Origin of the sequence: Succinivibrio sp. (assembly GCF_045124615.1) — a bacterium.
Taxonomy (GTDB): domain Bacteria; phylum Pseudomonadota; class Gammaproteobacteria; order Enterobacterales; family Succinivibrionaceae; genus Succinivibrio; species Succinivibrio faecicola.
In genome coordinates this window covers 1-14837 of sequence record NZ_JBGVMC010000096.1, presented here as the reverse complement: position 1 = coordinate 14837, position 14837 = coordinate 1, and the positions used below count along the sequence as shown (strand labels likewise).

The 14837-nt window shown below is 36.7% G+C and carries 12 protein-coding genes; 6 read left to right on the top strand and 6 right to left on the bottom strand.

The window, feature by feature from the left end; translation table 11 throughout:
- Positions 1-1006 (bottom strand): sodium-dependent transporter (locus ACJML3_RS02710; protein WP_406020385.1); only part of this gene is annotated, 1006 nt, incomplete at its 3' end.
- Between the two features lie 187 nt (positions 1007-1193).
- A complete protein-coding gene (locus tag ACJML3_RS02705) occupies positions 1194-1703 on the bottom strand; it encodes a flavodoxin (RefSeq protein ID WP_406020384.1) in 510 nt (169 codons plus the stop codon).
- A gap of 213 nt (positions 1704-1916) precedes the next feature.
- Between ACJML3_RS02705 and ACJML3_RS02700 the strand changes: the two genes are divergently transcribed.
- The gene (locus ACJML3_RS02700) at positions 1917-3062 is read left to right on the top strand and encodes a hypothetical protein (RefSeq protein WP_406020382.1); all 1146 of its coding nucleotides are present in this window, start codon (positions 1917-1919) and stop codon (positions 3060-3062) included.
- A 55-nt stretch (positions 3063-3117) separates the two neighbouring features.
- Here ACJML3_RS02700 and ACJML3_RS02695 read toward each other — a convergent pair whose 3' ends face one another.
- Both ACJML3_RS02695 and ACJML3_RS02690 read right to left on the bottom strand, forming a co-directional pair.
- Entirely contained in the window at positions 3118-6381 is a 3264-nt protein-coding gene (locus ACJML3_RS02695) for an efflux RND transporter permease subunit (RefSeq protein ID WP_406017473.1), read from the bottom strand.
- Between the two features lie 17 nt (positions 6382-6398).
- A complete protein-coding gene (locus ACJML3_RS02690; protein ID WP_406020380.1) occupies positions 6399-7577 on the bottom strand; it encodes an efflux RND transporter periplasmic adaptor subunit in 1179 nt (392 codons plus the stop codon).
- A gap of 245 nt (positions 7578-7822) precedes the next feature.
- Here ACJML3_RS02690 and ACJML3_RS02685 point away from each other — a divergent pair, with 245 nt between their 5' ends.
- On the top strand, positions 7823-8473 hold the full coding sequence (locus tag ACJML3_RS02685) for a TetR family transcriptional regulator (RefSeq protein ID WP_406020378.1): 651 nt from the start codon (positions 7823-7825) through the stop codon (positions 8471-8473).
- On the opposite strand, the gene yciA is transcribed toward ACJML3_RS02685, so the two are convergent.
- Positions 8451-8951 (bottom strand): acyl-CoA thioester hydrolase YciA, encoded by a 501-nt coding sequence (gene yciA, locus ACJML3_RS02680; RefSeq protein ID WP_406020376.1) that lies wholly within the window; start codon positions 8949-8951, stop codon positions 8451-8453. The genes ACJML3_RS02685 and yciA overlap by 23 nt on opposite strands.
- A gap of 75 nt (positions 8952-9026) precedes the next feature.
- Here yciA and ACJML3_RS02675 point away from each other — a divergent pair, with 75 nt between their 5' ends.
- Together ACJML3_RS02675 and ACJML3_RS02670 are read left to right on the top strand one after the other, a co-directional pair.
- Positions 9027-10085: a squalene/phytoene synthase family protein gene (locus ACJML3_RS02675; protein WP_406020374.1), complete on the top strand. Its 1059-nt coding sequence runs from the start codon at positions 9027-9029 to the stop codon at positions 10083-10085.
- Positions 10085-10702, top strand: coding sequence for a thiol:disulfide interchange protein DsbA/DsbL (locus tag ACJML3_RS02670; protein WP_406020372.1), 618 nt, complete (start codon positions 10085-10087; stop codon positions 10700-10702). Before ACJML3_RS02675 ends, ACJML3_RS02670 begins: the two co-directional genes overlap by 1 nt.
- A 60-nt stretch (positions 10703-10762) precedes the next feature.
- On the opposite strand, the gene ACJML3_RS02665 is transcribed toward ACJML3_RS02670, so the two are convergent.
- On the bottom strand, positions 10763-11680 hold the full coding sequence (locus tag ACJML3_RS02665; protein ID WP_406020370.1) for an acetyltransferase: 918 nt from the start codon (positions 11678-11680) through the stop codon (positions 10763-10765).
- A 277-nt stretch (positions 11681-11957) separates the two neighbouring features.
- Here ACJML3_RS02665 and ACJML3_RS02660 point away from each other — a divergent pair, with 277 nt between their 5' ends.
- Positions 11958-12884, top strand: coding sequence for a branched-chain amino acid transaminase (locus ACJML3_RS02660; protein WP_406020368.1), 927 nt, complete (start codon positions 11958-11960; stop codon positions 12882-12884).
- A gap of 111 nt (positions 12885-12995) precedes the next feature.
- Positions 12996-14837: dihydroxy-acid dehydratase (ilvD, locus tag ACJML3_RS02655; protein WP_406020367.1), on the top strand; the 1842-nt coding region annotated here is incomplete at its 3' end.

Here is a 14837-nt window from a genome sequence, read left to right as displayed (position 1 = left end):
CCTCATGTAAGAAGATAGTTGAGGTTAATGCTGCAAGTAACAGGATTCCATAGAATGCACTTGGAATTAACCAGTTCAAGAAAGCATGATCATGTAATGCTGAGTTGAATACATTTGGCAGTGAAATGAATACAAGTCCTGCACCCTGAGCTGGTGACATGCCTGCAACAGAGAAAACTGCCGGAAAGATAATCAGACCTGCTAGAATTGCAACTAGAGTATCTAAAGATGCAACTGATAGAGCTATTCTATTTAGGTTAACGTCTCTTCTGAAGTAAGAAGCGTAAGTTACAAGACCCATACCAAGAGAGAATGAGTAGAAGCACTGACCTACTGCAGATAGAACGACATCAGGGGTAATATCGTCAAAGTTTAGCTTAAATAAGAATTCGTAACCTTTTGCTGCACCTGGCATTGTTGCAGAGAAGATTACAAGCATAATCATAATGATGAATAGAGCTGGAACTAGGATCTTTGATGATCTTTCAATGCCTTTACGAACACCTGATACAATAACAACATGGATGATAGCTGTTACAATAAATAGGCAGATTAAAGGTTTATACGGATTAGATACAAATGATCCGAAAAATTCTGCAGAGGTTCCTAAAGTACCATCATCATGAACTGATAAAAATGAACCTGCAGTTACTGCTTCAGCCGTATAGTAGAATACCCATCCGACAACAACGTTATAGTAAGTAAGAATAGTAAATGCTACAAAAACAGAACCAATTCCTATAATTTTCCACCAGGAATTAGGAGCCAGAACGCTATATGCGTTACCCACGTTAGCTCTTGCATGGCGACCAATTGCAAATTCTGAAATTAATAAAGGTATACCAAAAATCAGAATAACTGCAATATAAACAATAAGGAATGCTGAACCGCCGTTTTCACCTGCCTGAGTTGGAAATCTCCAGATGTTTCCTAGACCAACAGCTGAACCTGCAGCTGCAAGTAAGCCACCAAGTTTAGAGGCAAATCCAATGCGATCTGAACTCATAAAATTCTCCAATATAAATAAATTTTTTAGGTTATGCACCAAATTTGCTCGCTATTATAATGTTTTTTGCTATTAATATGAAATCTTTTGAGAATTTGCTCTAATATTAGGCAATTTGGATAATAAAAAAGCAGGAAGTTATTAACACTGCCTGCTTAAAATAGGAATAAGTATGAACCGTATATGTTTATAGACCTAGAAGTGGTTTTATCTGTTCGCACCACTTTTTAATTCTTTCATCTGTCAGCTCAGGCTGATTATCTTCGTCAATAGCAAGACCAACAAAATGATCATGATCCAGTAGTGGAAGTGGAGATGTAAAGTCATAACCTACTGTAGGCCAGAAACCAACAAATTTTGCTCCTCTGTACTGGAATGTTTCATATAACATTCCCATACCATCAAGGAAAGTATCAGGATATCCAACCTGATCTCCTGTTCCAAACAGAGCTACAGTCTTACCTGTAAAATCCATTTTCTGAAGATTTGGCATGAAATCATTCCAATCTTCCTGTAATTCGCCAATACTCCATGTAGAAGTACCGATTATTAACTTGTTGTAATCGTTCATTTTTTCGCCACTCTGTGAGATATTAAAAATATCCACTTTGTCAGCGCCCAGCTCATTTACAATTTTCTGAGCTATTTCACCAGTGATTCCAGTGTATGTTCCATAAAATAGAGCAACTTCTTTCATCTTATCTCCACAAGCTTATCTCAAAAGGTTGAGAATATAAGCGGGCCTCCAGAGTACCATTTTTTTAGCCAAAATTCATAAGGTTTGTATATTATATTAAAACTCCGATCTTTTGAAACTATAGATGAAAACCTTTATCAAATATAAGGTAATAAATTTTCTCTATAAGGATAAAATAGTTTCAGATCAAATAAATAATTATTGGAATGAATCATGAATAACTATATTGTTGATGAAAGTAAGTTTTTAATCTCTGATGAAGATGATTCTCTTTTATTTCCTGAAGATTACAAACTTTCAAGCGGAATTGTCATTTCTTCATATGAGGATGGCACAGATAAATGGGAACTTTATACAAGTAAAGATGGTGAACATTATATTTTAGCTGTAAATTCTGAACTTCACGATAAGTGGATTGATTCAGAATTACTCAAGAATGAGGATTTTCATGAGATACATTTAGGTCAGATTCCTGTATATCTTATTTTTTCCAAGATTTCTCAGAAAATAAGCAGATTAAACTCAATTAGAGATGTTAGTTCAGCAACATTTGCAAATGCAATTTTTTCAGCTTTCGTTAACACAAGAAGCCATGATATAGAGTCAAATTTAAGAGATGGAATTTATATTGAAAAATTCTCTTTGATTCTTCCAACCTATTCTCTTGTATCAAAAGTATCAGATAAGGCTCTGTTTAATAATGTATTGTCATCTAAATTAGATCCAGAGGATTTATCTGCTCCTGATGGTATTAACGATACCCTTTCCTATTCATTTGTTTTCAATCTGTTAAAAAAGAAGGGGCTCGTTTGTTCTTATTATGAACCACTTTTAGAATCAGGACAGAAAGTTGATGACTTCATGCAAAATAGCAAAAAGGATGCTATTGTGCTGTCTCCACTAATAAGCAAGGAGCATTATCAGCTGATTGATACATCTTCTGATTATTATTTGCTATTACTTGATAAACTTTATGCAAATGCTCTTATTGAATCAAAGCTCTTAAGACTTATTGATGCAAAGAGTGTTTCTGTTAATGGTGAGAGCTATTCTCTTCTGACCTTAAGCAAGGATAATGCTGTAGAACTGTTATCTGACAGATATAAGGGGATTAGTTTACAGATTGCATATAGACTTGCAGTTTCTATAAGAAGAACAAGAAATCTTGTTTCTAGTGCAATTCTGTCAGATGCACTTTATATAGAGCAGTTAAATTTACTATTCCCTGATAAATTCTCAGGCGGCGATAAAGGTGATGATAAGACTTTAATGTTAGATATAATCAACCACGGTCCTTACGCATTATCTCCATTTTTAATTGATATAAATGATGATTTAATTTATATCGCCACCAGATAGAAAAACAAAAGCCTCGAACTTAAAAGTCCGAGGCTTAACTTTGATTTCTCAAAAACTAATCTTTAGCAGATTCGATCTGAGATTTCAGATTTTCCTGTTTCTTTTCATTCATCTTCTGCTTAACTTCAGCTGGTACATACTTAGTAAAGTATCTCATTACAAGTACGAAGAATACAGGAACATAGAAAATTGCAAGTACAGTAGCTGTTAACATACCACCGATAACGCAGATACCGATTTCATTTCGTCCTGCAGAGCCTGCACCAGAGCTGATTGCTAAAGGTACAACGCCAAGAATAAAAGCCATTGAGGTCATTAAGATAGGTCGGAATCTCAATCTTGCTGCGTGAATAACAGCTTCTGTCAGACGTTCACCATTGTCATACAGGTCTTTTGCGAATTCAACAATCAAAATAGCATTCTTTGATGCTAGACCCACTGTTGTAAGCAGACCAACCTGGAAGTAAACGTCGTTAGCTAGTACTGTTTTGAATGGTAGGTATTGAGTTAGAATGGCTGAAATAATAGCACCAACGATACCTAGAGGCACAACTAGCATAACAGCGAAAGGAATTGACCAGCTTTCGTACAGAGCTGCAAGTGACAGGAACACAACAAGTAGTGAAATCAGATATAGTGCAGGACCCTGAGCGCCAGCTAACTGTTCCTGATAAGAAACACCGTACCAAGAAATACCATAGCCTGGAGGTAAAACCTCATCTGCAAGTCTCTGCATTTCAGCCATAGCCTGACCTGAGGACACACCAGGAGCTGCTGCACCCTGAATTTCAACAGCTGCAGTACCATTAAATCTTTCTAATCTTGGTGAGCCGTAACTCCACTCAGAAGATGCAAATGCATTGAATGGAACCATGTTACCTGAGTTACTCTTTACATACCACTTAGAAAGATCTGATTCAGACATTCTGTCTTTTGCTTCGGCCTGAAGATAAACCTTCTTAACTCTGTTTCTGTCCATGAAGTTGTCAATATAAGCAGAACCCCATGCAGCAGAAATAGTTGTATTGATAGCAGATGGAGTAACTCCAAGAGACATTGCCTTTTCATAATCAATGTTCAGTTTTAACTGAGGAGTATCGTCCATGCCGTTAGGTCTTACCTGAACAACTAAAGGTGACTGAGAAGCTGCATACAGATACATATTTCTAACTTTGATGAGTTCATCATGTCCCTGAGAAGACTGATCAACAAGGAATAGGTCAAAACCGTTTGCTGTACCAAGTTCAGGAATTGCAGGTAAGTTGAAAGCGAATGCTAGACCGTCACGAATACCGCCCATTAAAGGCATATAAGAACGAACCTGAATTTCATCAGCGTGCTGATCTGCTCTCTTTCTTTCATCCCAATTCTTTAGTTTTACGAATCCCATACCGGCATTCTGACCACTACCTGCAAAAGAGAAACCAGAAACAAGCATGATTGATTCAACATTTTCTCTTTCAGCACCTAGGAAGTAATCCTTAATCTGAGAAAGAACGCTATTTGTTTTTTCAAGTGTTGAACCTGCTGGCAACTGAGCCATGGTTAACAGAACACCCTGATCCTCACTTGGTAAGAATGCACTAGGAATTCTAGTAAAGCCAAAACATAGAACAGCAATAATTGCAAAATAGTAGCAGATGTATCTGCCTATTCGTTTTACGATAATATTTACATGCTCTTGATACTTCTTAGAAATATAAGCAAAGAATTTGTTCCATAATGCAATGACCTTTCTTACAGGTGCATACAGGCTATCAAATTTATCATTGAGTTTTGTAAACCATGTAGCCTTCTTTTGCGCATCTTTCTCAGAAGGTGGTAAAAGAATTGTTGCACAAAGTGCAGGTGTAAGGATAATTGCTACGACAACTGACAGAACCATCGCTGATACGATAGTAATGGAGAACTGTCTGTAAATAATACCAGTAGAGCCACCGAAGAATGCCATAGGTACGAATACTGCAGAAAGAACTAGAGCAATACCAATTAGTGCACCAGTGATTTCTTCCATTGACTTTACGGTAGCCTGTTTTGGTGTAAGATTTGGCTCTTCATTGAGAATACGCTCTACGTTTTCTACCACAACAATAGCATCGTCAACCAACAGACCGATTGCCAGCACCAGACCGAACATTGTTAGGGTATTAATAGAGAATCCGAAAGCCTGCATTACAGCGAAAGTACCTAAAAGAACAACAGGAACTGTAATGGTAGGGATCAGAGTTGCTCTGAAATTCTGTAAGAACAGATACATGATCAAGACAACCAGAATGATTGCTTCAATCATGGTATGGAATACCTCATTGATAGAAACTTCAATGAATAAAGTTGTATCAAATGGATAAACAAGATCAACCCATTCTGGGAAATAAGGCTGGAACTTCTGGATTGTCTCTTTTACATTCTGAGCTGTTTTAAGAGCATTAGCACCTGAAGCTAGCTTTACAGCAAGTGCAGCACATGGCCTACCGTTTAATCGGCCTTCAAAGTTGTAATTTTCAGAACCAAGCTCGATTCTTGCTACATCTTTTAGATATACCTTTGTACCGTCTGGATTAACACGAAGAAGAATCTTTTCAAATTGTTCAACGTTTTCTAAACGCTTCTGACCGGTAATTGAGTATGCATACATCTGACCTGGAGATGCTGGCATACCACCTAAAGAACCATAGGTAACCTGAGCATTCTGTGCCTGAATTGCAGCAGAAATTTCATTAACACCAATTGAATAATTATTTAGTTTCTTAGGATCAAGCCAGATTCTCATTGCATATTTAGAACCGAACAGCTGTAAAGAGCCTACACCATCAACACGAGAAAGAGGCTCTTTCAGGTTTGATTCAAGATAGTCGGCAACGTCAGCTGATTTATGTTCACCATCATTTACAACTAATGATGCAACCAGTAAGAATGAGTCAGTTGATTTTGAAACGTCGATACCGTTTTGCTGAACAATTGATGGTAGCTGAGACTGAGTCTGCTGCATCTTGTTCTGAACCTGAACCTGAGCAATATCAGGATTTGTACCAGGTTCGAATGTAATGTTGATTCTTGCTGAACCGTAAGAATCAGATGTTGCAGACATGTACATGAAACCATCAAGACCAGTCATGTTCTGCTCAATAATCTGAGTTACAGATCTTTCAACGGTCTGAGCGTCAGCACCAGGATAGTTTGCAGAAATAGAAACTGAAGGTGGTGCAATAGTAGGATACTGCGATACAGGTAGAGTGTTAACTGAGAACAGTCCTACCAACATGATACATATAGCAATAACCCATGCAAAAATAGGTCTATTGATAAAGAAACGAGCCATTTTCTTTTATCCTATAATTATTTCTTCTGCTGATTCATCTGCTGTTGTTGCATAGCTGCTTTCATTTTTGCGTCGATAGGGGTTACAGGTACACCTACACGGATCTTCTGTGTATTTGATGTAATAACCTTGTCACCAACCTTAAGGCCTCTTAGAACAACATATGTATTGTTATCAATCTGGCCACCTAATTCTAGCTTCTGTTTTGCAACAAGACCTTTCTCATCAACAATGTAAGCATAGGTTGTTCCGTTAGCTTCTCTGATCACGCCTTCAGCTGTAACTAAAAGAGCATTTGGAGTTATACCCTGATTAATTTCAGCTCTGATAAAAATACCTGGAAGAATTACATGTTCTGGATTTGGAACAATTGCTCTTAGGTTAACCATGCCGGTTGTTTCATCAACGCTTACCTCAGTAAACTCAACAGTTCCTTCATGCTTGTACTTGATACCATTTGAGAAGAATATTGAAACTTTTGCCTTTCCGTCATTTAACAGCTTACCTGTTGTAAGATTCTGACGTAATGCAATATATTCTTCTGCAGTCTGACCTAAGTCTACATAGATTGGATCAAGCTGCTGAATAGTTGTAAGCGGTGTAACCTGACCTGCAGATACTAAAGCACCTTCAGTGATGTTTGATCTGCTTATTGTGCCTGTGATAGGTGCATATACCTTTGTATAAGCAAGATCGATATTAGCCTTGTTTAAGGATGCTTCTGCAGATTGAACTGCAGCTTTTGCAGCAAGATATGCAGCCTCAGCCTCATCGTAGGTCTGCTTACTTACAGCCTTATCTTGTAACAGACTAGCAAATCTTTCAGCCTTACGCTTTAAAGGAATAAGAGATGCTTTTGCACTTTCGTAAGCTGCTTTTGCTGACTTTACATTATTCTCGTAAATGCTTGGATCAATCTGATATAACTGCTGACCTTGCTGAACAATAGCACCTTCCTCAAATAATCTCTTTTGAAGAATTCCTGAAACCTGAGGTCTTACTTCAGCCTTTCTTGTAGGATTTGCTCTTCCTGAAAGGTGAGAGATAACAGGAACATCTTTCTGTACAACCTCATAAACGTCAACAGGCATAGCTCCGTTTTGCTGCTGAGGTGCCTTACCGCATGCTGATGTAAGGGAAAGAGATGCAATAACAAAACTAGATAGAAGATACTTTTTTAAATTTGTCTTGTCCATGGATTTTTTCCTTCAAAAGAATTCTTTTATTTGTATATAAATACAACCATGTTTTATAAAGAATAATTCTCTGATAAAAGAATATTATCTTAGAAAATAGATTTTTATGTAATAGGCAATAGTACGAAATATGTATGTAAAAGAGATTATTTACTACTTTTTTTCACTTATTAGGCCAATACATCTGTATAAAAGCTAATTTGCTATGATAATATACATACAAGTTGTATAGGTGAGGAAATGAAATGCCAAGGCGTACTTTAGAAAATGCAATGCAGACAAAGAAAAAAATCTTGGAAGCTGCTCAAAGACTTTTTAGCAGAAGGGGATTTGAGAGAACAAGTTTGTCTGATATAGCAAAAGGTGCAGGATGTACCAGAGGCGCAATATACTGGCATTTTGAGAACAAAGAAGAACTTTTAATGTCTCTTTTAGAGAGCCTTGAGCAAGAACAGTTTGGAATGGAATACCTAAATGATGCTTGTGATCCAAACTCATATAATCCATTATCAAAATTGAAAAAGTGGCTGTCAGCTCTGTGCGATGAAAAAAACATTGCTTTATTAAATTCAACTTTAATTTCCATGGTTATTATGATTTTTAACGGTGGATCAAATCCTGAATTAAAAGAGATGATGCAACAGAGACGTGTTCAAAAAAATGAGCTGATAGCAAAGGCTCTAAAGAATATCGTATCAAAAGGTCAGTTACCTTCAGATTTAATAATTGATCTTGCAGTAGAGCACCTATGCGTTTTTATTGTTGGCACTTTTCACAGAAGTCGAGTCACCAACACCAATCATTTGAAGAATAATTTTCCTCTGTTTGTAGAGCTTGAGTTTAAGGCTATCAGAGAATTAACAGAAGAAAAACTTAGAACAAACAGCCTTCCTTAATTGTTCCGTCAGGATTCAATCCAACTGAAGCTGCATCAATTCCTTTTTCTGCAACAATCTTTGCTGTAGCAGGAAGAGGCCTTGGTCTTTTGAACTTGTCCACAGCAACATAAGTAATATTCGCTTCAGTTACTAAATCTCTTTCAGCATGTTCATTTGTTTCACTTTCAATGAGCTTTTTAACCCAAATTTCTAGGTGTATCTTCATTGATGAGGTTCCGACATGAATGCATTTTCCATAGCAGCAAACCACATCACCAACAGTTACTGGTTTTAAAAACGACATCCCCTCAACTGCAGCTGTCACAACACGTCCGTTTGCAACTTCTCTGCCTAATATAGCTCCTGCAATATCCATCTGAGACATAATCCAGCCACCAAATATATCTCCATAAGGATTAGTATCTCCTGGCATTGCTAGTGTTCTTAGCAACAAGTTTCCTTGTGGGGTTCTTTTGTCATTAACATCCATTTTCATGAAATTTGTACCTTATATGTAATATGATTTGTTAGTATAATAAAATACTGGCTAATCAATTATAGTTGGAATTTTATGGAACAGTCATATCTTGATTTACAAAGACAACAAGAGCATCTGAAGAATGTTTCAAGAACATTTGCTCTTACCATTCCATTTCTTCCATCTGATTTAGTTGATTATATTTCAAACGCATACCTTTTGTGTCGTATCGCAGATACAATTGAAGATGATCCGAAAGCTCATCCATCTTCAAAAGTATCCTGGCTCAATCGCTTTGCTCAGTTCTGTCATAACGATTTTTCTGATGAAGAATCATTATTAACTCTCCATAAACAGGCCTTATCAATTACTAAAGAAGGTGCAAAAAAAGAGGAATATGCACTTTTAGAAGATATGATTTTAGTTATTGAAAGAACAAGACAGTATCCATTAAAGGTAAGAGAAATATTAAGCAGAGGAGTAGCCATTTTAAGTTTTGGTATGGCAAGAAGTATTAATGGTATTACTATAAGTTCACTTCAGGATGTAGACAGATACTGCTATTTCGTTGCAGGTGTTGTAGGCGAACTACTTGCAGCTTTGTTTGCATATAGCAACAAAAAAATTGATAAATATGCTCTGCTCAATCTATCAGTAAGTTTTGGCGAAGGATTGCAGCTTACAAACATATTAAAAGATAGAGCGGAAGATGCTAAAAGAGGCGTATCTTTTCTGCCTGTAGCAGATAATTCTGAAGATTCAATTACAAAGCAGGGAAGTGAATATATTGAATATGCTCAGGGGCATTTAACAGATGCAATTGATTTTATTCAGATGATCCCAGCATCCTCTTATGGAATAAGAATGTTCTGCCTATTGAATGTAGTTATGGCAACAGCTACCTTAAAGAAAATTCATAAATATGATCTGGCAGGAAAAAAACATTTAAAAATTACAAGGCGACAGGTGAAGTCTCTGTATATTCTTTGTAAATTGTGTGCTTGTAGCAATCTTTTAGTAAGACTGCTGTTTAGATTTGTTAGTTTTGGCGTTCAAGCAAAAAGAAGATCTCCAAAAGATTTGAGATCATTTGTTTCGTTCTGGGACAAAACAGCAAGTCTGTTAACTTTTGAAAGACAGGAAGAAGAGTAATGTTCATTCAAATTGCAAAATATTTTGTTATACCACTATTAGCTTTATCAATTGCAGTTCCATCTTTTGCAAAAGATTATAAGTTAGATAAGGATTACAAGATTGTATCTGAGGAAAAGACACAGACTCCTGAAATCAGAGAGTTCTTTTCTTTCTACTGCAGCCATTGTTATTCAATGAGAAAAAATTTTAAGTCAATAGCTTATAAATTTAAAGACAAAGCAAAGTTTGAGCTTAATCCTGTTGGCTTAATCGGTGGAGAAATCGGTGTTGAATCTCAAAAAGGCTATGTTGTAGCTCAAAATATGGGTATTGAAGATGAATTCTCAAAAAGACTGTTCTCACAGGTACACGAAAAAGAGCAGATCCCACAGGATCATGAGTATTTTGTAAAGATCTTTGAGGGAATGGGAATTTCAGCTGATAAGGTAAATGCTGATTACAACTCATTTGTTACATTAGGTAGAGTTGCTCAGTTCGATAAACTTACATCTAAATATAAAATTGAGGCAGTTCCAGAGCTTGTTATCAATGGAAAATATCTGATAATTTCTGAAGATATTGAATCAGTTGAAGATTATGTATCTTTAATTGACTATTTATTAACACTGCCTTAAAAATGAAACAGGTCTTACAAAAGTAAGACCTGTCTTCAATGTCCTATAAGAAATTATTACTTATTTCTTATTCTTTTCTGACTCATAATCATTATGCATCTTTTCTAGAAGAGCATCTTTTCTTTCCCACAATGATCTTACATACATTGTAAAATCGTGTTTAAACTGCTTATCTTCTAGATAATTACCTTTTAGGGTCTCATCAACTTTTAAAATATCTACATTTACATATATATTCTTGATTTTACCTTTCATCATGTCGACGAAAGCTTTTTTCTGATTATCAGGATAAAAATATGTAACATCAAATAGATATTCAATTTCCTGTCCAATTTCAGATATTGCCACACCAAGAGATGCAGCTTTTGGAGGAAGCAGATACTTATAAGGTGATTTAGCTTTCTTTGCCTTTTCTTTAGTAAATCTGCTGCCTTCTACAAAGTTAATTAAAGTTGCAGGGAATTTGATAAGTCTCTTACATGCAGCCTTTGTTGTTTCTATATCTTTGGTTCTAAGTTTTGGATTCTTTAGAAGCTTTTCTTTTGGATATCTTCTAAGGAATGGCATTCCTAATGCGTAGCAGGCAAGACCTGCAAATGGTATATAAATTAAGGAGTGCTTCATGAAGAACTTGGTTGTTGGAATATTACCTTTAAATACGCATCCCATGAATAGAATATCAAGCCAGCTTAAGTGGTTTGAAACAACGATACAGGATTTTTTTGTCTTAGGAATATTATCCCCACTTATATGCCAGGTTACATTATTTGTAAGCCTGATAATGCAGCGGTTAAAAAATACCCATGTTCTGTATAAGTGATAATTTGTTTTTTCAATTAGAACTGTAACTGCATCAAAAGGCAGACAGAACTTTATTATGCCAAGTAGCATCATTGGGGTAGCAATGATTATTACATTGAGCGATATAAGGATACTGTTTATAAGTAAAATTACTGGAGATGGTAAAAAGGAAAGCATAATAATTCCCTATTCAAACAACATAAAACGTGACCATTTTACCAAAAAATAACAAAAATGTTATTTTTGCAAAAAATCGAACATAATTATAACTATGTTTCATTTTTTGGTGTATACTGATTTCAGTTTTTTTATTTTGAAAAGAGCAATTTTTTGCAAAATATTAAGTAAGGTTTTGATTCATTTTTATCACTGCAAAATGAAAAGATATCTTTGATAAGTGATAAAATCTTGAATATTGTTTATATAGAAAGTCCAGTATATTGAGGAAAATAAAATGGCAGATAATACCAAGTATATATGGTTCAATGGCAAGATGGTTCCATGGGCAGACGCTAAGGTTCACGTTACAGCTCACGCATTACACTACGGTTCTGCCGTGTTTGAGGGTATTCGTGCCTATGCAACCAAGAATGGTCCACAGATTTTCCGTTTAAAAGAACACATTGATCGTTTATTTAATTCTGCAAAGATCTACCGTTTCCCTATTGCTCAGACAAAAGAGGAAATCATGGATGCTTGTAAGAAGGTTATTTCAGAGAACGGTCTTGAGTACGGTTATATTCGTCCATTAATTTTTATGGGTGAAGTAGGTCTTGGTGTTAAGTTCAAGAAAGACGTTAACGCTGATGCAATGGTATGTGCAATGCCATGGGGTGCTTACCTTGGTGAAGAAGGCTTAAAGAAGGGTATTAAGGTATGTATTTCTTCATGGAGAAGATTAGCTCCTGATACAATTCCTACAGAAGCAAAGGCTGCAGGTAACTACCTGTCATCAATTCTGATTGCAAATGAGTGTACAAACAACGGCTACACTGAGGCAATTGCATTAGATACAAATGGTTATATTTCAGAAGGTTCAGGCGAGAACGTATTCTTTGTAAAAGATGGCGTTTTATATACTTCTCCAAATACTTCTGGTTTATTACCTGGTATTACAAGAGATGCTGTAACCAAGGTTGCACAGGACTTAGGCTATGAGGTTCGTACTCAGCCAATTCCTCGTGAGATGGTATATCTTGCAGATGAAATGTTCTTCACTGGTACAGCAGCTGAAATCACACCTATCGCTTCAGTAGATGGTATCGATGTTGGTTGTGGTTATAGAGGTCCTGTAACTGAGAAATTACAGAATGCATTCTTTGCAATCGTAAGAGGCGAAGTTGAGGACAAGTATGGTTGGTTAACTCCAGTCAACAAATAATAGCTTCTAGTAAAATGACCCACTAGTAGTGGGTCATTTTCGCTTAAAGATAGTCAATTTTCAGTATTTGATAATACTGTATATTCAAGAGAATCAAGGGAATAAAGTTTTATGGCAAACAATTACCGTTCAAAGGTTACCTACGAAGGCAAGATTATGGCAGGTGCCCGTGCTTTATGGAAAGCAACAGGTGTAAAAGACAGCGATTTTGGTAAGCCAATTATTGCTGTTGCTAATTCTTTTACTCAGTTTGTTCCAGGTCACGTTCATTTACACGAAGTAGGCCAGCTTGTTGTTCAGGAAATTGAAAAAGCAGGTGGTATTGCTAAGGAATTTAATACTATTGCTGTCGACGATGGTATTGCAATGGGGCATACCGGTATGCTTTATTCACTGCCAAGCCGTGATATTATTGCTGATTCTGTTGAATACATGGTAAATGCACACAAGGCTGATGCTTTAGTTTGTATTTCAAACTGCGATAAAGTTACTCCAGGTATGCTGATGGCATCTATGAGACTGAATATTCCTGTAATTTTTGTTTCAGGCGGTCCTATGGAAGCAGGAAGAATGGATGATTGCGATCATAAGGTTGATCTGATTGATGCAATGATCGTTTCAGCTGAGCCAAACGTATCAGACGAAAGAGTAAGAGCAGTGGAATCTGCAGCTTGCCCAACATGCGGTTCATGTTCTGGTATGTTTACTGCTAACTCAATGAACTCATTAACAGAAGCTTTAGGTTTATCTTTACCTGGTAACGGTTCATTAGTAGCAACTCATGCATTTAGAAAAGAATTATTTGTTAAGGCTGCACACAGAATCGTTGAAATGGCTAAAGCTCATTATGAGCAGGGTGATAATTCTGTACTGCCTCGTTCAATTGCAACAAAGGATACATTCGAAAATGCAATGTCTCTTGATATTGCAATGGGTGGTTCAACCAACACAGTTCTTCATTTATTAGCTGTTGCTCAGGAAGCTGGTGTTGATTTTACAATGAAGGATATTGATCGTCTTTCAAGAAAGATCCCTCACATCTGTAAGATGTCACCATCTACTCCACTTTGGCATATGGAAGATCTCCACAATGCTGGTGGTATCATGAATATCATGGCTCAGTTAAAGAAGAAAGGCCTGTTGCATCTTGAAAGCCGCACCGTTCTTGGCATGTCTTTAGGTGAGCAGATCGATAAGTACGATCTTGAAAAGACAACTGATGCTGATGTAAAGAGATTCTATTCAGCATGTGCAGGTGGCAAATACAATATCAAGGCTTTCAGCCAGTCAAATACTGTAGATAAATTAGATACTGATCGTGTTAACGGCTGTATTCATGATTTAGACCACGCATACTCTCAGGATGGCGGTCTTGCAGTTTTATACGGCAACTTAGCTGAAAACGGCTGTATTGTTAAGACTGCTGGTGTTGATTCTTCTATCCTTAAATTCGTTGGCCCTGCAAGAATCTTTGAAAGCCAGGAAGCAGGTGTAGAAGGCATTCTTGGTGGCAAGGTTAAAGAAGGTGATGTTGTTATTATCCGTTATGAAGGCCCACGTGGTGGTCCTGGTATGCAGGAGATGTTATATCCAACATCATATATTAAGTCTGTAGGTCATGGAAAGAAGTGTGCTCTTGTAACTGATGGTCGTTTTTCTGGTGGTTCATCAGGTCTTTCAATTGGTCATGTTTCACCAGAAGCTGCTAACGGCGGTAACATAGGTCTTCTTGAAGAAAATGATATTATCAAGATTGATATTCCAAACAGAACAATTTCTATGGATGTTTCTGATGAAGAGTTAGCTGCAAGACGTGCAAAGATGGAAGCACGTGGCAACAAGGCATGGCAGCCAGAAAACAGAGACAGAGATATCACCTTTGCTCTTAAGGCTTATGCAAAGCTTGCATCAAGCGCTGATAAGGGTGGTGTTCGTGATAGAAGCAAGCTAGAG